General features: G+C 68.1%; 23 protein-coding genes and 1 tRNA gene. 14 read left to right on the plus strand and 10 right to left on the minus strand.

Going from position 1 to position 19,345, the window contains the following annotated elements; genetic code table 11:
* Positions 1-7: 7 nt before the first annotated feature.
* Positions 8-724, minus strand: coding sequence for a serine protease (locus tag ACKY0W_RS20210; RefSeq protein ID WP_409435525.1), 717 nt, complete (start codon positions 722-724; stop codon positions 8-10).
* A 66-nt stretch (positions 725-790) separates the two neighbouring features.
* Here ACKY0W_RS20210 and ACKY0W_RS20215 point away from each other — a divergent pair, with 66 nt between their 5' ends.
* The 3 genes from ACKY0W_RS20215 to ACKY0W_RS20225 are packed head-to-tail and all read left to right on the plus strand — an operon-like array spanning position 791 to position 2,450.
* Positions 791-937, plus strand: a complete 147-nt coding sequence (locus tag ACKY0W_RS20215) for a hypothetical protein (protein ID WP_409435526.1) — start codon at positions 791-793, stop codon at positions 935-937.
* Entirely contained in the window at positions 934-1,491 is a 558-nt protein-coding gene (locus ACKY0W_RS20220) for a phage holin family protein (protein ID WP_409435527.1), read from the plus strand. The genes ACKY0W_RS20215 and ACKY0W_RS20220 overlap by 4 nt, the downstream gene beginning before the upstream one ends.
* Complete coding sequence (locus ACKY0W_RS20225) at positions 1,491-2,450, plus strand: alpha/beta fold hydrolase (RefSeq protein WP_409435528.1); 960 nt, start codon at positions 1,491-1,493, stop codon at positions 2,448-2,450. Before ACKY0W_RS20220 ends, ACKY0W_RS20225 begins: the two co-directional genes overlap by 1 nt.
* Here ACKY0W_RS20225 and marP read toward each other — a convergent pair whose 3' ends face one another.
* The 4 genes from marP to nth are packed head-to-tail and all read right to left on the minus strand — an operon-like array spanning position 2,451 to position 5,836.
* Positions 2,451-3,644: an acid resistance serine protease MarP gene (gene marP / locus ACKY0W_RS20230; protein WP_406756856.1), complete on the minus strand. Its 1,194-nt coding sequence runs from the start codon at positions 3,642-3,644 to the stop codon at positions 2,451-2,453.
* Entirely contained in the window at positions 3,641-4,444 is an 804-nt protein-coding gene (locus ACKY0W_RS20235) for an NUDIX hydrolase (RefSeq protein ID WP_409435529.1), read from the minus strand. The genes marP and ACKY0W_RS20235 overlap by 4 nt, the downstream gene beginning before the upstream one ends.
* Positions 4,444-5,076, minus strand: a complete 633-nt coding sequence (locus ACKY0W_RS20240; protein WP_409435530.1) for a TlpA family protein disulfide reductase — start codon at positions 5,074-5,076, stop codon at positions 4,444-4,446. Before ACKY0W_RS20240 ends, ACKY0W_RS20235 begins: the two co-directional genes overlap by 1 nt.
* 25 nt (positions 5,077-5,101) lie before the next feature.
* On the minus strand, positions 5,102-5,836 hold the full coding sequence (gene nth, locus ACKY0W_RS20245; RefSeq protein ID WP_409437868.1) for an endonuclease III: 735 nt from the start codon (positions 5,834-5,836) through the stop codon (positions 5,102-5,104).
* A 132-nt stretch (positions 5,837-5,968) separates the two neighbouring features.
* Between nth and ACKY0W_RS20250 the strand changes: the two genes are divergently transcribed.
* Positions 5,969-6,109 carry a hypothetical protein gene (locus ACKY0W_RS20250; protein ID WP_409435531.1) on the plus strand — a complete coding sequence of 47 codons (141 nt, stop codon included), beginning with the start codon at positions 5,969-5,971 and terminating at the stop codon, positions 6,107-6,109.
* A 104-nt stretch (positions 6,110-6,213) separates the two neighbouring features.
* On the plus strand, positions 6,214-6,888 hold the full coding sequence (gene crp, locus ACKY0W_RS20255; RefSeq protein ID WP_013830875.1) for a cAMP-activated global transcriptional regulator CRP: 675 nt from the start codon (positions 6,214-6,216) through the stop codon (positions 6,886-6,888).
* A 79-nt stretch (positions 6,889-6,967) separates the two neighbouring features.
* Here crp and ACKY0W_RS20260 read toward each other — a convergent pair whose 3' ends face one another.
* From ACKY0W_RS20260 to ACKY0W_RS20270, 3 genes are read right to left on the minus strand one after another with little or no spacing between them, the layout of a single operon-like run.
* The gene (locus ACKY0W_RS20260; protein WP_409435532.1) at positions 6,968-7,744 is read right to left on the minus strand and encodes an MBL fold metallo-hydrolase; all 777 of its coding nucleotides are present in this window, start codon (positions 7,742-7,744) and stop codon (positions 6,968-6,970) included.
* Between the two features lie 7 nt (positions 7,745-7,751).
* Positions 7,752-8,219: a RidA family protein gene (locus ACKY0W_RS20265; RefSeq protein WP_406756851.1), complete on the minus strand. Its 468-nt coding sequence runs from the start codon at positions 8,217-8,219 to the stop codon at positions 7,752-7,754.
* The gene (locus ACKY0W_RS20270) at positions 8,216-8,377 is read right to left on the minus strand and encodes a DUF4177 domain-containing protein (protein WP_109560444.1); all 162 of its coding nucleotides are present in this window, start codon (positions 8,375-8,377) and stop codon (positions 8,216-8,218) included. Before ACKY0W_RS20270 ends, ACKY0W_RS20265 begins: the two co-directional genes overlap by 4 nt.
* Positions 8,378-8,424: 47 nt before the next feature.
* On the opposite strand from ACKY0W_RS20270, the gene ACKY0W_RS20275 reads away from it, so the two are divergent.
* Both ACKY0W_RS20275 and ACKY0W_RS20280 read left to right on the plus strand, forming a co-directional pair.
* Positions 8,425-9,447, plus strand: a complete 1,023-nt coding sequence (locus ACKY0W_RS20275) for an ArsA family ATPase (protein ID WP_406756850.1) — start codon at positions 8,425-8,427, stop codon at positions 9,445-9,447.
* A complete protein-coding gene (locus ACKY0W_RS20280; protein WP_409435533.1) occupies positions 9,444-10,601 on the plus strand; it encodes an ArsA family ATPase in 1,158 nt (385 codons plus the stop codon). Before ACKY0W_RS20275 ends, ACKY0W_RS20280 begins: the two co-directional genes overlap by 4 nt.
* Before the next feature lie 31 nt (positions 10,602-10,632).
* Here the strand turns inward: ACKY0W_RS20280 and ACKY0W_RS20285 are convergent, their stop codons facing one another.
* On the minus strand, positions 10,633-10,965 hold the full coding sequence (locus tag ACKY0W_RS20285) for a WhiB family transcriptional regulator (protein WP_406756848.1): 333 nt from the start codon (positions 10,963-10,965) through the stop codon (positions 10,633-10,635).
* Positions 10,966-11,432: 467 nt separating this feature from the next.
* Here ACKY0W_RS20285 and ponA2 point away from each other — a divergent pair, with 467 nt between their 5' ends.
* The 6 genes from ponA2 to ACKY0W_RS20315 all read left to right on the plus strand — a co-directional run bounded on the left by ponA2 (position 11,433) and on the right by ACKY0W_RS20315 (position 17,238).
* Positions 11,433-13,853 (plus strand): transglycosylase/D,D-transpeptidase PonA2, encoded by a 2,421-nt coding sequence (ponA2, locus tag ACKY0W_RS20290; RefSeq protein ID WP_409435534.1) that lies wholly within the window; start codon positions 11,433-11,435, stop codon positions 13,851-13,853.
* Between the two features lie 38 nt (positions 13,854-13,891).
* A complete protein-coding gene (locus ACKY0W_RS20295; RefSeq protein WP_406756846.1) occupies positions 13,892-14,857 on the plus strand; it encodes a metallophosphoesterase in 966 nt (321 codons plus the stop codon).
* The gene (locus ACKY0W_RS20300; protein ID WP_409435535.1) at positions 14,854-15,960 is read left to right on the plus strand and encodes a PLP-dependent cysteine synthase family protein; all 1,107 of its coding nucleotides are present in this window, start codon (positions 14,854-14,856) and stop codon (positions 15,958-15,960) included. The genes ACKY0W_RS20295 and ACKY0W_RS20300 overlap by 4 nt, the downstream gene beginning before the upstream one ends.
* A 283-nt stretch (positions 15,961-16,243) precedes the next feature.
* Positions 16,244-16,317 (plus strand) — tRNA-Pro (locus ACKY0W_RS20305).
* Positions 16,318-16,507: 190 nt separating this feature from the next.
* Complete coding sequence (locus ACKY0W_RS20310) at positions 16,508-16,765, plus strand: DUF3297 family protein (protein WP_409435536.1); 258 nt, start codon at positions 16,508-16,510, stop codon at positions 16,763-16,765.
* A gap of 62 nt (positions 16,766-16,827) precedes the next feature.
* Positions 16,828-17,238, plus strand: coding sequence for a hypothetical protein (locus tag ACKY0W_RS20315; protein ID WP_409435537.1), 411 nt, complete (start codon positions 16,828-16,830; stop codon positions 17,236-17,238).
* Between the two features lie 362 nt (positions 17,239-17,600).
* Here the strand turns inward: ACKY0W_RS20315 and ACKY0W_RS20320 are convergent, their stop codons facing one another.
* Positions 17,601-18,065 (minus strand): GatB/YqeY domain-containing protein, encoded by a 465-nt coding sequence (locus tag ACKY0W_RS20320; protein WP_406756842.1) that lies wholly within the window; start codon positions 18,063-18,065, stop codon positions 17,601-17,603.
* A gap of 25 nt (positions 18,066-18,090) precedes the next feature.
* On the opposite strand from ACKY0W_RS20320, the gene ACKY0W_RS20325 reads away from it, so the two are divergent.
* Positions 18,091-19,344, plus strand: a complete 1,254-nt coding sequence (locus ACKY0W_RS20325; protein WP_409435538.1) for a hypothetical protein — start codon at positions 18,091-18,093, stop codon at positions 19,342-19,344.
* Position 19,345 lies beyond the last annotated feature (1 nt).

Genomic DNA, 19,345 nt, shown 5'->3' on the forward strand with positions numbered 1-19,345 from the left:
GCCCCGCCTAGCCGATCGGGACGAAGCCCGCGCCCGGCCGGTCGTTGGCGTTGATGTCGCCCAGCACGGCGTTGATCGACACCACGACCGCGGGCGTGTGCAACGGGATGTACTTGACCACGCACGTCGGCAACGCATCGCTGAACGCACCGTGGATCATGCCGACCAACATGTTGTTCACCACGACAGGCCCGCCGGAGTCACCAGGCCGCCCACACACCTGCATCACAATGGTGCCCGGGTCCTGGCCCGGCCCCCAGGTGACACCGCAGGAGTTGCCGGTGGTGCGGCCTTGCTTGCAGGCGATCTGACCGAACATGGGGTCCGGCCCGATGCCGCCGATCACGAAGCCGCCGAAGTTGGGCACCGGCGTCACCTTGTTGGGGTCGAACTCGATCACGGCGTAGTCCAGGCCGTCGTTGCCGGCGACCATGTGGCCGATCGTGCCGTTGCCCTCGGAGCCCTCGGCGGCCACCAGCGCGCCCGGCCCGCCGCAGTGTGCCGAGGTGAAACCGATCAGCGCACCGGTCTTGTCGTGGCCGATCGAGGTCAGGGTGCACAGCGTGTCCTCGTCGACCACGATGCCCGCGCCCCCGCCCATCACCACCTTGTCGTCGGCGGCTACCCGGCCCGCCGGTACGGCGACTGTGGCCAAGCCGGCACAGGCCACCCATGCCAACAGCACCGTCGCGGCGCGCAACGACCAGCGGTGTGCGATCTGCACAGCGGTTCTCCCGTCGATCAACTCCACCCCCGGTGGTAGAGAAACAGCCTAACGGCGGTAAGTGACGTGGCGGGGCTGGGCGCGCCGCGGGCCAGCGCCGTCGGGGGCGCGGTGGCTCGCGATCTGCCGCAGCTTTCCGGGGTCACTCGTCGGGTCGGCTACCGCATGGCAACATTAAGCCGCGACGACGGCGAACGGGAGGACAGCCAGTGAGCAAGGGCGACCGCAGGAATGCACCACGCGCCGCAGCTAGGGCGGACCGCAACGGCGTGCCGAACACCTTGGCGACCATCCCGCTGGCCGACCCGCACGCGCTGCCCGCCGACCCGTCCCTGGGCGAGCTGGTCAAGGACGCCACGGCGCAGGTGTCGACGCTGGTTCGCGCGGAGGTCGAGCTGGCCCGCGCCGAGATCACCCGAGACGTCAAGAAGGGCCTGACCGGCAGCGTTTTCTTCATCGCGGCCCTGGTCGTGCTGTTCTACTCCACCTTCTTTTTCTTCTTCTTCGTCGCCGAGCTGCTCAACATGTGGCTGCAGGACTGGGCGGCCTACCTGATCGTGTTCGGGATCATGCTGGTGGTGACGGTGGCCCTGGCGCTGCTCGGCTTCTTGCGGGTGCGCCGTATCCGCGGGCCGCGCCAAACGATCGAATCGGTGCGTGAGACCCGCGATGCGCTGCGCCCCGACCCGACCCGCCTGCACGGCTCGTCGGCGTCACCGGCGGGCTCGCCCGACGGCAGGCCGACCACCGATCCCTCGGGCTGGTAGTGCCGCCACCGGATCCGTCGATCACCCGCATCGACGGGCCGTGGCGACACTGGGACATCCACGCCAACGGCATTCGCTTCCATGTCGTCGAGGCGACAACGGTCGGCAAAGACACGCCCAACGCCGCCGACGCCCCGCCGACCTCACGGCCGCTGGTGATGCTGCTGCACGGGTTCGGCTCGTTCTGGTGGACCTGGCGTCATCAGTTGCGCGGGCTGAGCGACGACGCCCGGGTCGTCGCAGTCGACCTGCGCGGCTACGGGGGTAGCGACAAGCCTCCCCGGGGCTACGACGGCTGGACCCTCGCCGGTGACACGGCCGGGCTGATCCGCGCCCTGGGGCACTCCTCGGCGACCCTGGTCGGCCACGCCGACGGGGGCCTGGTGTGTTGGGCCACCGCACTGTTGCACCCCCGCCTGGTGCGCGATATCGCCGTGGTCAGCTCACCGCACCCGGCGGCGTTGCGTCACTCGGCGCTGACCCATGCCGATCAGGGCCGAGCGCTGTTGCCATGGTTGCTTCGCTACCAAGTGCCGTTCTGGCCGGAGCGCTCCCTGACCCGCCGAGGTGGAGCCGAGCTCGAGCGCCTGGTGCGCAGTCGAGCCGGCGCGAGCTGGCAGGCGAGTCAGGATTTCGCCGAAACCATCGGGCACCTGCGCACCGCGGTACAGATTCCGTCGGCGGCGCACTGCGCGCTGGAGTACCAGCGCTGGGCGGTGCGCAGCCAGCTCCGGGCTGAGGGCCGGCGGTTCATGAAGGCGCTGGACCTACGCACGCTGAATATTCCACTGCTACACCTACGCGGCGCGAACGACCCCTACGTGCTGGCCGATCCGGTCAACAAGACGCGGCAGTATGCGCCCCACGGGCAGTACGTGTCGGTGCCCGGCGCGGGGCATTTCGCTCACGAAGAGGCGCCCGAGGTGGTCAATGACCACCTGCTGCGGTTCCTCGCCTGATCACTCTCCCCCGACACAGGTCTGTGTCGAGACCGGCTGGGTGTCGCCGATGCGGGCGAGCTGACCCGCCACCTCCTCGGCGGTCATCACGAACCCGGTGTCGGCGTCGTCGACCGCGGCACCGAACACCACGCCGATCACCCGACCGTCCATATCGATCATGGGACCACCGGAATTACCTTGCTGCACAGTGCCTCTGATGGTGTACACCCGGCGGGTGACGGTCGTGTTGCGGTAGATGTCGGGGCCCTCGAGATTGATCACGTCGCGGATTCGCGCCGGGGTGGCCTCGAAGACGCCGCCTCCGGGGTAGCCCAACACCAGTGCGTCGGTGTCAGCCTGGGCGGGCGAGGAGGCGAACGCCAACGGCGGCAGCGGCAGATCGGGCACCGCCAGGATGGAGATGTCTTCCTTGGGGTCGAAGGAGATCACCGTGGCCTCGTACGACTTGGTGCCGCTTTCCACGGTGACGCTGTCCGAACCGGCCACCACGTGCGCGTTCGTCATCACCCGAGTGGGTGAGATGACAAATCCGGTGCCCTCCAACACTTTCTGGCAGTTGGGCGCCACGCCGCGGATCCGCAGCACACTCGGCGCAGTGGCTTCCACCACCGGGCTTGCAGCCAGTTCCGGGTCCGGCGCATCCACCGCAGCGATCGGGGCGCGATTGAAGGGCTCCAACACGGCGGGCAACCCGGAGTCGTCGAGCACCGCCGAGAGCCGCCGAGGCACGTTCTTGAGCCAACGCGGCGCGAGGTCGTCGACCTGACGCAGCACGCGTGAATCATTGACGGCAGCAGCCAGGTTCGGCTGATCGGACGCGGTCAGGGGGGTGGCCAGCAGCCAGGCCGCGATCAGCACCACGCCCAGCTGCAGCACCACGCCCACGACGGAGTCGACTCCCCGAACACCCGGGCTGCGGATCGCCCCGCGCACCGCCCGCCCCAGCACCACGCCGGCGACCTCACCGATGACGACCATGGCCAGGATCAGAAACAGTGCGGCGAACAATTTCAGCCGAGCACCCGAGACGCTCTCGATCAGGTGCGGGGCCAGCAGCACGCCGGCCATGGCCCCCAACGCAACACCGACGAAAGAGAGCAGGGAGCCCAGCGCACCCGAGCGCCAGCCGGACACTGCGGCAACGAAGGCGATCGCCAGGACGGCGATGTCCAGCCACTGCGACGACGTCATATCTCGCCTTCTCCTCCAACCTGCGCCATGGCCTCGTCCAGCCCAAGCACCTCGCTGGTGTCCCAGGGCTGTGCCCAGCCGGCCACATCCAGCATCGCCGAGATCACCTGGGCGGTGAATCCCCAGACCAGCATCTGGTTGAGCCGGAACGCCGGCATGGCCCAACGCCGACTGCGCGCATCACGGTAAACCATCAACCGGTTCTCCGGGTTGATGAATGCCCGGACTGGAACGCGAGCGACGATAGCGGTCTCGCCGGGGTCCACCGCGGTCACCGGCCCAGGATCCTCGGAGTACGCCAGCACCGGCACCACCTGGAATCCCGAGGGGGCGATGAAGATCTTGTCCATCGTGACCAACGGATGCACCCGGACCGGATCGATTCCGGTCTCCTCGTTGGCCTCCCGCAGCGCCGTGGCAACCGGTCCGTCGTCGCCGGGATCGACTGCTCCACCCGGAAATGCGGCCTGGCCGGCATGGTGGCGCAGCGTCGAGGCCCGCACCGTTACCAGCAGGTCAGCCGACTCCGATATCGCCTCCGGCGGGCCTCCCGGCGGCCCGGAGAACAGCACCAGGACGGCCGCGTCGCGCCCGCGGCCGCCGGCGCTGGCCTTGGCGTTGGCCGCCGTGATCATCGCGCGAACATCGGCGGGCAGCCGGTGCAGGTAGGCCGTCGGCACCTTCTCGACGTTGTCGACGAGCGGGCGAAGCCAAGACGGGGCGCGCGACGGGGCCCAGGACTGGGACTCGCCAGCGCTCACCGCGCCTCCCTTGCGTGCCGGATCCTGATCGCCCCACATCAGCGGCCGCTGTTCTCGACGGCGGCGGCGATCTCTTCGGCATTGGCGAAGGGCTGCGGCAGGATGCGGGCAACGCTACCGTCCGCGGCCAGCACCACAGTCGCGGGCATCACATTGGGCACCCGCAGTGCCGCCGCAAGCTGCCGGCGGCCGTCTTGCAGGGTGGGCAGCCGCACGCCCAGTTCGGCCAGCAGGGCCAAGCCCGCCGCTTGGTTGTCGTCTTGGTGCACCGTCACCACCGTCACGGTCGGCCCGACCCGGCGCTGGTACTCGGCGAACGCCCGCAGTTCGTCGCGGCAGGGCCCGCACCAGTACGCCCACAGATTGAGCACCACCTTCCGGCCGGCGAACATCGCAGCCACGTCGACGGGCGACCCGTCGGCCGCGCACTCGACGGTCACGCCGCGCAGGGCAGTCGGCCCGGTGTCTCCCGGCCCCACCTGACAGGGCGGCAGGTCGGCGCGCTGCCGCAGCGACGTCAGGTCCGCGCCGGCGCCGGCCACGGCCGGGCTGCGGCCCGGCTGCACGGCGGTCGGCTCACGGCGCAGTTCGGTGACCAGCCCGGTGAGCAGCGCGGCCACCACCGCCAGTACCGCTAACCCGGTCAGGGTCCATCCTCGCGACCTGCTCATCGGCGCCATCTGATCCAGGGACCCGCTAGGCCGGACTGCGGCGGCCCGCTGCGACCGACTCCGTCGTGCTGGCGACCGCCGCTAGCCCGGCCAAAGCCAGCAGATGCTCGGTTTCGGGGCCCTTGACCAGCGCGGCGGCCTCCATCGGGGCGGTGGGCCCGATCCCGAACGACGGGCAGTCCTTGGCCAGCACGCACACTCCGCAGGCCGGCTTGCGGGCGTGACACACCCGTCGGCCGTGAAAAATCACCCGGTGGGACAGCAACGTCCATTCCTTGCGCTCGATGAGCTCACCAACCGCATGCTCGACCTTGACCGGGTCTTCCTCGCTGGTCCAGGCCCAACGCCGCACCAGCCGGCCGAAGTGGGTGTCGACGGTGATGCCCGGGACCCCGAACGCATTGCCCAGAATCACGTTGGCGGTTTTGCGACCCACCCCGGGCAGGCGCACCAGCTCTTCCATGGTGTCGGGCAGTTCCCCGTCGAAACGTTCGACCAGCATCTGGCCGAGGTTGATCAGGGAAGACGCCTTGTTGCGGTAGAAGCCGGTGGGCCGAATGAGCTCTTCCAGCTCGGTGCGGTCGGCCTGGGCGTAGTCCAGCGCCGTGGGGTACCGGGCGAACAACGCCGGCGTCGTCAGGTTCACCCGCACGTCCGTGCATTGGGCCGAGAGCACCGTCGCGACGGCCAGCTCCAGCGGCGTGGTGAAGTCCAACTCGCAGTGGGCGTCGGGAAAGGCCTGCGCCAGAGTCCGATTCATCCGACGAGCACGCCGGACCAGTCCGGTTCGGGTCTCCGTCCGCGACGCGCGGGAGCCTTTGTCCACTGTCACCTCCGACAGGGTACTAATTTGTGACCCCAACGAGACCTTGCCCATGTTTACTGACGACTTGTGTCCTGGTTGCTGATCACCGCCATCCCGATGCTGCTGATGCTGTCAGCAGTCGGGCTGGAACGCATCGAAACGGGGCTGAGCCGGGAGGCGAAGGCCAATCCGCAGTTTCCTCCGAATCGGCATGCCAACCGTGTATAGCGTTGTAATCTCGCTTGACGCGTGGCTCTAGACTCAGGTGGCTGGCCGGGTAGCGGCCCGCACTTACGATTTCAAACCTTCATCAAAAACATCTAAGGGGCATCGTGGACGAGATCCTGGCGAGGGCCGGAATCTTCCAGGGAGTTGAGCCCAGCGCCGTAGCCGCGCTGACCAAGCAGCTTCAGCCCGTGGACTTTCCGCGCGGACACACCGTGTTCGCCGAGGGAGAGCCCGGCGACCGGCTGTACATCATCGTCTCCGGGAAAGTGAAGATCGGCCGACGGTCTCCCGACGGCCGGGAGAACCTCCTGACCATCATGGGCCCCTCGGACATGTTCGGTGAGCTGTCGATCTTCGACCCGGGTCCGCGGACCTCGAGCGCGACCACCATCACCGAGGTGCGCGCGGTCTCGATGGACCGCGACGCCCTGCGGTCGTGGATCTCCGATCGGCCCGAGATCGCCGAGCAGCTGCTGCGGGTGCTGGCCCGCCGGTTGCGTCGCACCAACAACAACCTGGCCGATCTGATCTTCACCGACGTGCCCGGTCGGGTCGCCAAGCAGCTGCTGCAGCTGGCGCAACGGTTCGGCACCCAGGAAGGCGGGGCCCTGCGGGTCACCCACGACCTGACCCAGGAAGAGATCGCCCAGCTGGTCGGGGCCTCGCGGGAGACGGTGAACAAGGCGCTGGCCGACTTCGCCCACCGCGGCTGGATCCGGCTCGAGGGCAAGAGCGTGCTGATCTCCGACTCCGAGCGGCTGGCCCGCCGGGCGCGCTAGGGACCTGTTCGCCGAGCCTGTAGTTAGCGTGGCCGCTGCTCGCACTTTCCCACGTTAACTACAGGCTCGCGGCGGTGACTCAGCCCCGCAGGTAGTCCAACTGGGCCTGCACTGACCATTCGGCGGCACCCCACAGCTCTTCGTCGACGTCGGTGTAGACGTGTTCGACCACCTGACGGGCAGTAGCGTCCTCACCCAGCGCGGCTAGCGCCGAGCGCACCTGGTCGAGCCGCTGTTCGCGATGCTCCAGGTAGCCGGTGGCCACCGCCTCGATGTTGGGCAGCTCCGGTCCATGCCCGGGCAGCACCGTGCGCCCACCCAAACCGCGGAGGCGCCGCAGCGAGTCCAGGTAGTGCGTCAGGTCGCCGTCTTCGGTATCGATCACGGTGGTGCCGCGGCCCAGCACGGTGTCGGCGGTCAGGACGGCGTCATCCAGCACGAACGACAGCGAGTCCGCGGTGTGACCGGGGGTGGCGAAAACCTTGATGCGCAGTCCGGCTGCGTCGATCACCTGACCGTCGGTCAGGCCGCCGCCGAGTCGACGCTGAAACCCGCTCCCAGCGGAGTAGACCGGTGCCCCCACCGCGTCGGCCAGCTTGTCGATGCCTTCGGTGTGATCGAAGTGCCGGTGGCTTATCAGCACCAGGGCGATCTTGCCGACCTCGGCCAACCGGCCGATGTGCTCGTCGTCGTCGGGCCCCGGGTCGACGACCACCACCTCGTCGCTGCCCGGGCCACGCAACACCCAGGTATTGGTGCCCTCCAGCGTCATCAAGCCCGGGTTGTCGGCCAACAGCACCGACGCGGTCTGGGTGACCGGCCGCAACCGACCGTAGGCGGGATGACTGGCGGACACCGCTCGACTACTCCGCCGCGGCCTTCAGCTCGACGATCAGTTCGACCTCCACGGGGGCATCCAGCGGCAGCTCGGAGACGCCGACCGCCGAGCGGGCATGCTTGCCGGCGTCGCCGAACACCTCACCCAGCAGTTCGGAGGCCCCATTGATCACGGCGGGCTGCCCGTTGAAGTTCGGCGCCGACGCGACGAACCCGACCACCTTGACCACCCGGGCCACCGCGTCGAGCCCGACCAGGGCATCCACGGCGGCCAGCGCGTTGAGAGCGCAGATTCGCGCCAGCGCGTGGCCCTCCTCCGGGCTGACCTGCGCACCGACCTTGCCGGTGTGCGGCAACGCCCCGGACTGCATCGGCAGCTGACCGGAGGTGTAGACCAGGTTGCCGGTGCGAACTGCCGGCACGTAGGCCGCCAGCGGCGCCACCACGTCGGGCAGCTCGATCCCGAGCTCGGTCAGCCGGGCCCGCCAGCTCATTTCGGGCGCTTCAGGAAGGCGATGAGCTGCTCACCGGACGGCCCCGGCAGCACCGAGACCAGCTCCCAGCCGTCTTCGCCCCACTGGTCGAGGATCTGCTTGGTGGCGTGCGTGATCAAGGGGACCGTGGCGTACTCCCAGACCGTGCGTTCACTCATGGGAGCGAGCTTATCGCTAGGACGTCCAAGCGTTTGGTTAGCATGCAGTGGTGACAGCCACATCCAGCAGCGAGCCTGCTCTCGGCTGGCCTTCGCGATTGACGAAGGCCCGGCTGCATTTCGTGACCGGCAAGGGCGGTACCGGCAAGTCGACGGTGGCCGCCGCGCTGGCGTTGTCGCTGGCGGCCGGCGGACGTCGGGTCCTGCTGGTGGAAGTCGAAGAGCGCCAAGGCATTGCGCAGCTCTTCGACGTGCCGCCGCTGCCTATCACCCCACTCAAGGTTGCGACCGCCGAGGGCGGTGGGCAGGTCGACGCGCTGGCGATGGACATCGAGGCCGCGTTCCTGGAATACCTCGACCTGTTCTACAACCTGGGGATCGCCGGGCGGGCGATGCGGCGCGTCGGGGCGGTCGAGTTCGCGACCACCATCGCGCCCGGCCTGCGCGACGTCATCCTCACCGGCAAGATCAAGTACCACGTGATCCAGACCGACAAGAACAACAAGCCGGTCTACGACGCGATCGTGGTGGACGCGCCGCCGACCGGCCGGATCTCCCGATTCCTCGACGTCACCAAGGCGGTGTCGCAGCTGGCAAAGGGCGGCCCGGTGCACTCCCAGGCCGACGGCGTGGTGAAGCTGCTGCACTCCGATCAGACGGCCATCCACCTGGTGACGCTGCTGGAGGCCCTGCCGATGCAGGAAACCCTGGAAGCCATCGACGAGCTGCGGGCGCTGGACCTGCCGATCGGCAGTGTGATCGTCAACCGCGACATCCCCGCACACCTGGATCCCGCCGACCTGGCCAAGGCAGCCGAAGGCGTCGTCGACGCCGACGCGCTTCGCAGCGGACTGGCGGCGGCGGGGATCACGCTGACCGACGACGACTTCGCCGGCCTGCTGACCGAAACCATCCAGCACGCCACCCGCATCAGCGCCCGGACCGAAACGGCCGAACAGCTGCAGCAGTTGGACGTGCCACGCCTGCATCTGCCGACGATCACCGACGGGGTCGACCTCGGCAGCCTCTATGAGCTCTCCGAAGTTCTCGGCCAACAGGGGGTTCGATGACACCCGATACGACCGGCAAGCCGCTGGCGCTGGACTTGGCGGCCATCCTGGCCGACACCTCCAACCGTGTGGTGGTGTGCTGCGGCGCCGGCGGCGTCGGCAAGACCACTACCGCCGCGTCGATGGCGCTGCGGGCCGCCGAATACGGCCGCACCGTGGTGGTGCTGACCATCGACCCGGCCCGCCGGCTGGCGCAGGCGCTGGGCATCGACGACCTGGGCAACAACCCGCAGCAAGTCACGCTGCCTGCGGAAGTGCCCGGTCAGCTGTACGCGATGATGCTCGACATGCGCCGCACCTTCGACGAGATGGTGACGCAGTACTCGGGCCCGGAGCGGGCCGAGGCGATCCTGGGCAACCAGTTCTACCAAACGGTGGCCACCTCGCTCTCCGGTACGCAGGAATACATGGCGATGGAGAAACTCGGCCAGTTGCTGAGCGAGGACCGCTGGGACCTGGTGGTCGTCGACACCCCGCCGTCGCGCAACGCCCTGGACTTCCTGGACGCGCCCAAGCGGCTGGGCAGCTTCATGGACAGCCGGCTGTGGAAGCTGCTGCTCGGCCCCGGCCGGGGCATCGGCAAACTGGTAGCCGGCGCCGTCGGTCTGGCGATGAAAGCACTGTCGACTGTGCTGGGCTCTCAAATGCTTTCCGATGCAGCGAATTTCGTGCAGTCCCTCGACGCCACCTTCGGCGGCTTCCGGGAGAAGGCCGACCGCACCTACGACCTGCTCAAGCGCCGCGGCACCCAGTTCGTAGTGGTGTCGGCGGCCGAGCCCGACGCGTTGCGGGAGGCGTCGTTCTTCGTCGACCGACTCTCCCAAGAGCACATGCCGCTGGCGGGGTTGATCCTCAACCGCACCCATCCGATGCTGTGCGACCTGCCCATCGAGCGCGCCATCGACGCGATCGAGACGCTGCAGGAGCCCGAGGTCAGCGCGTCGCTGCCCGAGGGGACGAAGGCGCTCACCACCGCGGCGCTGCAGATTCACGCCGAACGCGGCGCTACCGCCAAACGTGAGATCCGACTGCTGTCGCGTTTCACCCGGGCCAACCCGCGGGTCCCCATCGTCGGGGTGCCGTCACTGCCGTTCGACGTCTCCGATCTGGAGGCGCTCGGCGCGATCGCCGATCAGCTGACGGCGAAGAAGTAGAAGTAGAAGCGAAGAGGGACTCAGCCGGGCATCAGCCGGCGTCACGCTGCTTGCGCTGAGCGGCGAAGTACTCGCCCCAGGAGGTCACCTCGGGGTGCTGCTTGAGCAGTGCTCGGCGCTGCCGCTCGGTCATGCCGCCCCACACACCGAACTCGACCCGGTTGTCGAGGGCGTCGGCCAAACACTCGAGCACAACCGGGCAGTGCCGACAGATCACTGCGGCTTTGCGTTGTGCCGCACCACGTACGAAGAGTTCGTCGGGATCCGCACCGCGGCATACGGCCTTGGAAACCCAGGCGATTCGCCCCTCGTCCTGCACGCCGCGCAGGACGGTTCGGGGGGGTTGGGATGAATCCGTTGGCATGCTGGCGTTATGAACCGCTGTCCCCGTAACAGACACTGACGATCCTCCGTCCCGGCCGCCCCGGCAGCCACCTATTCAACATCGACGCGAACCAACATTGCGATCTACGCCACATCGTGTCATCAGTGTTACCTGAATCGCACTTGATGTCCAAGTTAGGTGGTCAGGTGCTGTCTGCGCAACAGGTTGACCGGCACTTTTTTGGGACAACCGTGCCGTCCGATCATGATCTGCGCCGCCATCAGCAGCAAAGCCTTGCCTGAACGCGACAGTTTTTGACGCCTATGTCAGTTAAATCGGCCCGGGCACCCACGGTCTTCGGCGTCTTCGGCGAGCGCCCGCCTGCCCCGGGGCCGGGTTGATGGCGGTGGCCCGTCCCCCGCAAGCGGGTGGGCCCACACCGCAGGTAGGTGAGTGCCCCGATCGCCCGGCTCAGCCGCGCTTGCGACCACCGCTAGTGTGTAGCCATGTCGGAGCGCCCCCCGACCGGCCCTACTGTGCTCAAACTGGCCGGGTGTTGTCTGCTCGCCGCCGTGCTGCTCGCGGCGCTGCTGTTTCCCGTCGCCGGCGGTGTCGGCCTGATGTCCAACCGCGCCTCCGACGTGGTGGCCAACGGGTCGGCCCAGCTGGTCAGCGGTGACGTGCCCGCGGTGTCCACGATGGTCGACGCCAAGGGCAACACGATCGCATGGCTGTACTCGCAGCGCCGGTTCGAGGTGCCCAGCGACAAGATCGCCGACACGATGAAGCTGGCGATCGTCTCCATCGAGGACAAGCGGTTCGCCGAGCACAGCGGGGTGGACTGGAAGGGGACGCTGACCGGGCTGGCCGGCTACGCCTCCGGGGACATCGACACCCGCGGCGGGTCGACGCTGGAGCAGCAGTACATCAAGAACTACCAACTGCTGGTGCTGGCCCAGACCGACGCCGAGAAGCGTGCCGCGATCGAGACCACCCCCGCGCGCAAGCTCCGCGAGATCCGGATGGCGCTCACCCTGGACCGGACCTTCACCAAGCCGCAGATCCTGACCCGCTACCTGAACCTGGTCTCATTCGGCAACAACTCGTTCGGCATCCAGGACGCCGCCCAGACCTACTTCGGTGTCGACGCCGCGGACCTGAACTGGCAGCAGTCGGCCCTGCTGGCCGGCATGGTGCAGTCGACCAGCACGCTGAACCCCTACACCAATCCCGAGGGCGCACTGGCGCGACGGAACCTGGTGCTGGACACGATGATCGAAAACATCCCCGGTGAGGCCGACGCGCTGCGAGCGGCCAAGGCCGAGCCACTGGGCATCCTGCCGCAGCCCAACGAGCTGCCGCGGGGCTGCATCGCGGCCGGCGACCGGGCCTTCTTCTGCGACTACGTGCAGGAGTACCTGACGCGGGCCGGGATCAGCAAGGAACAGGTGGCCCGCGGCGGCTACGTCATCCACACCACGCTGGACCCCGACGTGCAGGCCCCGATCAAAGAGGCGATCGACAGCTTCGCCAACCCCAACGTGCAGGGCATCGCCAGCGTGATGAGCGTGATCAAGCCCGGCAGCGACGCACACCCGGTGCTGGCGATGGCCAGCAACCGCACCTACGGGCTCAACGCCGACCTCGGCGAAACCATGCGGCCGCAACCTTTCTCGCTGGTCGGCGACGGCGCCGGATCCATCTTCAAGACCTTCACCGTGGCAGCGGCACTGGAGATGGGCATGGGGATCAGCGCCGACCTCGAAGTGCCCGGCCGGTTCCAGACCAAGGGCATGGGCTCAGGCGGCGCCAAGGGCTGCCCCAAGGAGACCTGGTGTGTGGTCAACGTCGCCCCCTACCGGTCGCCGATGAACGTCTCCACCGCGCTGGCGACCTCGCCCAACACCGCGTTCGCAAAGCTGATCTCCCAGGTCGGTGTCGGCCGCACCGTGGACATGGCGATCAAACTGGGCTTGCGTTCCTATGCCGATCCGGGCACCGCCCGCGACTACGACCCGGACAGCAGCGAGAGCCTGGCCGATTTCGTCAAACGGCAGAACCTGGGCTCGTTCACCCTGGGCCCGATCGAGGTCAACGCGCTGGAGCTGTCCAACGTTGCCGCCACCTTGGCCTCCGGCGGCGTCTGGTGCCCGCCGAACCCGATCGACAAGGTCTTCGACCGCAACGGCAACGAGGTGGCCGTGACCACCGAGACCTGTGAGCGAGTGGTTCCCGAAGGGCTCGCGAACACCATGGCCAACGCCTTGAGCAAGGACATCCAAGGTGGCGGCACCGCGGCGCCCGCCGCCGGTTCGGTGGGCTGGGACCTGCCGATGGCGGGCAAGACCGGCACCACCGAGGCGCACCGCTCGTCGGGCTTCCTGGGCTTCACCAACCGCTACGCCGCCGCCAACTACATCTTCGACGACTCCCTCTCGCCCGGCGACCTGTGCTCGTTCCCGCTGCGGCACTGTGGGGACGGCGACCTCTACGGCGGCAACGAGCCGGCCCGGACCTGGTTTGCGGCAATGAAACCGATCGCCAACGACTTCGGCGATGTCATCATGCCGCCGACCGATCCGCGGTACGTCGACGGCGGTCCCAACTCACGGGTGCCCAGCGTCACCGGCCTGGACGTGGACGCCGCCCGGGCGCGCCTGAAGGAAGTCGGGTTCCAGGTCGCCGACCAGCCGAACTGGGTCAACAGCAGCGCCCGTTCCGGTGCCGTCGTCGGTACGTCACCGAGTGGGCAGACCATTCCCGGTTCGATCATCACCATCGACGTCAGCAACGGCATCCCACCGCCACCGCCACCGCCACCCGACGGCCTGCCGCCGCTCGGACCGGTGGGGTCGACGGTGGTGGAGATTCCCGGCTTGCCCCCGATCACCATTCCGCTGCTGCCACCCCCTGCGCCGCCGCCGTAGTCGCGGCGACGCGGTCCGGGCGCAGTAGTCTGAACGCCATGGCTGCCTCACCTGCCCTGACCCGGTCTGTCGTCGCCGCTTCGGCGGCGCTCGGACCGGCGGCCCTCGCTATCGGCTATGGCGCGATCATCGAACGCAACGCGTTCGTGGTGCGCGAGGCGACGATGCCGGTGCTGGCTCCCGGCTCCTCACCGCTGCGGGTGCTGCACATCAGCGACATCCACATGCGTCCCGGCCAGCGCCGCAAACAGGCCTGGCTGCGGGAGCTGGTGCGCCTGGAGCCGGACTTGGTGGTCAACACCGGCGACAACCTCGCGCATCCGAAGGCGGTGCCGGCGGTGGTTCAGGCCCTGGGTGATCTGCTGTCGGTGCCGGGAGTGTTCGTGTTCGGCAGCAACGACTACTTCGGACCGCGACTGAAGAACCCGGCGAAGTACCTGACCAAGCCGACGCATCGGGTCCACGGCGTCCCGCTCCCGTGGCAGGACCTGCGCGCGGCGTTCACCGAGCGCGGCTGGCTGGACCTGACCCACAACCGTCGCGAATTCGACGTGGCCGGACATCGGATCGCCGCGGCCGGCGTCGACGACCCACACATCGAGCGGGACCGCTACGACACCATCGCCGGTCCGTCCGACCTGACCGCCGATCTGCGCTTGGGGCTGACCCATTCGCCGGAGCCACGCGTGCTCGATCGGTTCGCCGGCGACGGGTATCAGCTGGTGATGGCCGGACACACCCACGGCGGCCAGCTGTGCGTGCCGTTCTACGGCGCACTGGTGACCAACTGCGGACTGGATCGCTCGCGGGTCAAGGGACCGTCACAGTGGGGTGCGCACATGCGCCTGCATGTCTCGGCGGGAATCGGCACCTCGCCGTTCGCGCCGGTGCGGTTCGCCTGCCGCCCCGAAGCCAGCCTGCTGACCCTGGTGGCCGCGCCGACCGGCGGTGACGATTCGCAGCTCATCCGCGGCTCGACCCAGCCCTCCGTGTCGGCCCGTTGACTGGGCGGATCGCCGACCACGGGCATCCACGGCTCTGGGCCGACAACGCGATCCGGCTGATCGAAGCCGACGCGCGGCGCAGCGCCGACACCCATCTGCTGCGTTACCCGCTGCCCTCGGCGTGGGCCGCCGAAGCCGACGTAGCGCTGTACCTCAAAGACGAGACCACCCACATCACCGGCAGCCTCAAGCACCGGCTGGCCCGCTCACTGTTCCTCTACGGGCTGTGCAACGGCCGGATCGCCGAGGGCACCACGGTGGTCGAGGCGTCCTCGGGGTCTACCGCGGTGTCCGAGGCCTACTTCGCGGCGCTGCTGGGGCTACCGTTCGTCGCGGTCATGCCGGCCTCGACGAGTGCGTCGAAAGTGGCTCTGATCGAGGCGCAGGGTGGACGCTGCCATTTCGTGACGCATGCGGCCGACGTCTACGCCGAAGCGGAGCGGATCGCCGCCGATACCGGCGGGCACTACCTGGACCAGTTCACTAACGCCGAACGCGCCACCGACTGGCGCGGCAACAACAACATCGCGGAGTCGATGTACTCCCAGATGCGCGAGGAAGCCCATCCGATCCCGGAGTGGATCGTGGTGGGGGCCGGCACCGGCGGCACCAGCGCGACGATCGGCCGCTACATCCGGTATCGCCGGCACGCCACCCGGCTGTGCGTGGTCGACCCGGAGAATTCGGCCTTCTACCCGGCCTACTCACAGTGCCGCTACGACGTCGTGGTCGAGGAATCGTCGCGGATCGAAGGCATCGGCCGGCCGCGGGTGGAACCGTCGTTCCTGCCCGACGTGGTGGACCGGATGGTAACGGTGCTCGATGCCGCCTCGGTGGCCACTGCGCGGCACGTCAGCGCGGTCTTGGGCCGTCGGGTGGGTGCCTCGACCGGCACCAATGTCTGGGGTGCGTTTGCGCTACTGGCCGAGATGGTTTCCGACGGGCGCAGCGGATCGGTGATCACCGTGCTGGCCGACAGCGGCGACCGCTACGCCGACACCTATTACAACGACGACTGGCTGGCGCAGCAAGGGCTCGATCCGACGGGCCCGGCGGCCGTTCTGGCCGAGTTCGAGAGGTCCTGCCGGTTCGCGTTCGCCTGAGCCCGCTCTTCGGCTGCGTCGGGGTTGGTGGCCACCAGCCACACCGCAGCCAGAGCGAAGAAACCGGCATACACCGCTCCGCCTAACAGCGTCATGATTTGACTCCCTTTGCGCTAAACCTTGTTAGTCAGTCTGCCTAAGTCCGCCTATGTTTGCGAGCTCCACACGCCGGAATGTGGGGCGTTTCATGCTCTCGGGAGCTAGTGAGCTGGGCCTCGATGTTGGTTGAACTGGGCGTTTGGGTGACCGGCGGCGCGGTGCGATACGCTGTCGTGGCTTCACACGGGGTGTGGCGCAGCTTGGTAGCGTGCTTCGTTCGGGACGAAGAGGTCGTGGGTTCGAATCCCGCCACCCCGACTCATGTTGTTGCAGGTAGAGGGCTCTGACTGGTCAATCCAGTCGGAGCCCTTTCTCGTCGTGGTCCGCAGTTGGGTCGGGCCCGGCGACCTGGGTTGGCCGTGATTTCATCCAGCCAGCCTTGGTCACGTAGGTTTCTTAGCGAATCAAATCCACGAACTTCCCGCAGCATTCGACGAAGGCCATCATCTTGTCCGAGGATCAGAACACAGACGTTCCACCGAATCACCTCTCCATCGATCCGGGCAGCGCCTTCTATGACGAAGAGACGCTCCTCCGCGGCGTCGGCATTCGCTTCAATGGCGTCGAGAAGACCAACGTGTACGAATACAACGTGGCCGAAGGTTGGGTGCGGGTGGAAGTCCCTACCGCCAAGGATCGCCGCGGAAATCCGATGGTCGTCAAGCTCAGCGGCACGGTTGAGCCTTACTTCCGCCAAGCGGAATAGCGGACGCCCTTCGGTTACTGGTTGTATCGAAACCGGTCCACCAGGCTCCTTAGCCGTAGACAATGTCTGCTGTGGACTTCCCGATGCGCTATGACCGGTGGTATCGACCACTGGCGTCCGCGTTGGGCCTGGGGCCCGGGCGGGCGAGCATCCGGGTGGCCGACGGGCTGCTGCAAGTCCGCAGCGGATGGGCCTTCGCCATGGACATCGCGTTGGACAACATCGAATCCGCCCGGCCGGCACCGGAACGCATGTGGGGCTGGGGGGTCCATCAGGCGTGTAATGGCTGGCTGGTCAACGGATCCCGGCACGGCGTGGTCCAGATACGGCTGACCCACGCCGTCAAACCCAGCAAAGCGCCGACGGCCGGCTGGTTCAACAGGCCGGTCCGCGTTCTCTACGTCAGCGTTACCGACCCCGACAGCTTCATCGCCGCTCTGACGGGCTGGCAGCTGCCGGCAACCGGTTCCTAGAGCCGTTCGCGGACCGCGCCGATCGCGGTGGCGGCCTTCACCACCTGGCCTATGCGCTTCCACTCGGCCGGGCTACTGCCAGCCGAAACCGGCCTATGCTGGTGTGGTGATCGAAGCGGTACTCCCGTGGGCGCTTCCCATCATCGTCATTCTCGTCATCGTGACGATCCTGATTGCGCTTTCGGCACATTTCAACCACGACTGAGCGGTGTTGACGACTCGGCGACATCGATACCGAAATTCGGCCTCGATGGCGGCCAGTCCGGGCCCTTCCCCTCCGTGCTGGCTACATCAATCACGGCCAATGCCGAAATTGGTCTGCGTGCTACCGCCTTGATCGGCGCCGATGCCGCGGGCTATCGCTAGAGCCGGTCCCGGACCGCGGCCGACAGCCGCGAACCGTCGGCCTTGCCCGCGGCGATCGCGGTGGCGGCCTTCATCACCTGACCCATGTGCTTCATGTGCGGCCGCTCCCCGATCGCCTCGGCGACCTGGGCCAGCGCGGTGTCGACGACGTCGGCCAGTTCGGCGTCGCTGAGCGGCGCAGGTAAGTACTCGTCGATGATCCGGGCCTCGGCGTGCTCTTCGGCGGCGAGGTCGCCCCGGCCGTTCTGGGTGTAGATGGTCGCGGACTCCGCACGCTTGCGGGCCTCGCGCGCCAGCACCTTCAAGACGTCCTCGTCGGTCAGTTCCCGGGCCTGTTTTCCGGCGACCTCTTCAGCCTGAATCGCGGCCAACAACATTCGCAGGGTTGCGGTGCGCAGCTTGTCCTGCGCCTTCATCGACGCCGTCAGATCGGTACGCAACTGGGATTTGAGTTCCGCCATGCCCCATAACGCTACGCTCAGCCACATGGTGAATCCGCCTCCGCCCGGCTACCCCGGACCCGGTTTTCCGCCTCCCGGCTACGGCCCGCCACCTCCGGGCTACGGCCCGCCGCCCGGCTACGGCCCGCCGCCCGGCTACGGACCGCCAGCGCCGGGCTACGGCCCACCCCCTCCGGGCTACGGCCCGCCGCCTGGCTACGGCCCACCGCCGGTCGGCTATGGTCCCCCGGCCCCGGGCTACGGTCCCCCACCCGGCTACGGCCCGCCGCCGGGATACGGCCCCCCGCAGGGCTATCCGCAGCCGGAACTCAAGCCCGGCATCATTCCACTGCGCCCACTGAGCCTCACCGACATCTACAACGGTGCGGTCGGCTACATCCGGGCCAACCCCAAGACCGTCCTCGGGCTCACCGCCGTGGTCGTGGTGGCCACCCAGATCATCAGCGGGATCGCCCTGTTCGGCCTGCTGTCGGCGCTCGGCCCGTCGGGCCCGGGCAGGTCGTCCTCGGAGCTGTCCGGCGGCGACGTGGCGGCGTGGCTGACCGGTTCTGTCGGCGCGGCCATCGTGACCGCCCTGGGCACCATCGTGTTGACCGGCCTGCTGACCGTCGTGGTCGGTCGCGCGGTGTTCGGGTCGCCGATCACCATCGCCGAAGCCTGGGCGAGCGTCCGCGACCGCTTCGGTCCGCTGATCGGTCTGACCGCCCTGATCGGCCTGGCCGCGGCGGTGCTGTGTGGCTTCGCGGCCGCCTTGGTCACCTTCGCCGCCGGGGCCGGCGGCACCGGCGCTGCCGTGTTGATCGCTGTGCCGCTGGTACCGGCACTGATCGCAGCATTGGCCTACGGCTACACCGTGCTGGTCTTCGCGCCGACCGTGATCGTGCTGGAGCGTCAACCCGTGTTCGAAGCGATGCGGCGCTCGTTCTACTTGGTACGCAACAGTTTCTGGCGGGTGCTGGGCATCATGGCGCTGACCGCACTGATCGTCTCCCTGATCAGCAGTGCGGTGGCGTTTCCCTTCAACATCTTCGGGATGATCGTCACCCACGGCACCGACGCCCTGACCGGCGGAGCACAGTTGAGCCTGTTCTCCCGGATCGGAACGACGATCGGTCAGATCATCGTGCTGCCCTTCAGCGCCGGGGTGTCGGTACTGCTGTACACCGACCGCCGTATCCGGGGCGAGGCGTTCGACCTGGTGTTGCGCACCGGCGCAACCGGTGGGCCCTACGGCGCCGGGTGGACCGACAACCTCTGGCTGACCCGGCCCCCGGGGTAAG

It is taken from the genome of Mycobacterium sp. SMC-14 (assembly GCF_046250075.1).
Taxonomy (GTDB): Bacteria; Actinomycetota; Actinomycetes; order Mycobacteriales; family Mycobacteriaceae; genus Mycobacterium.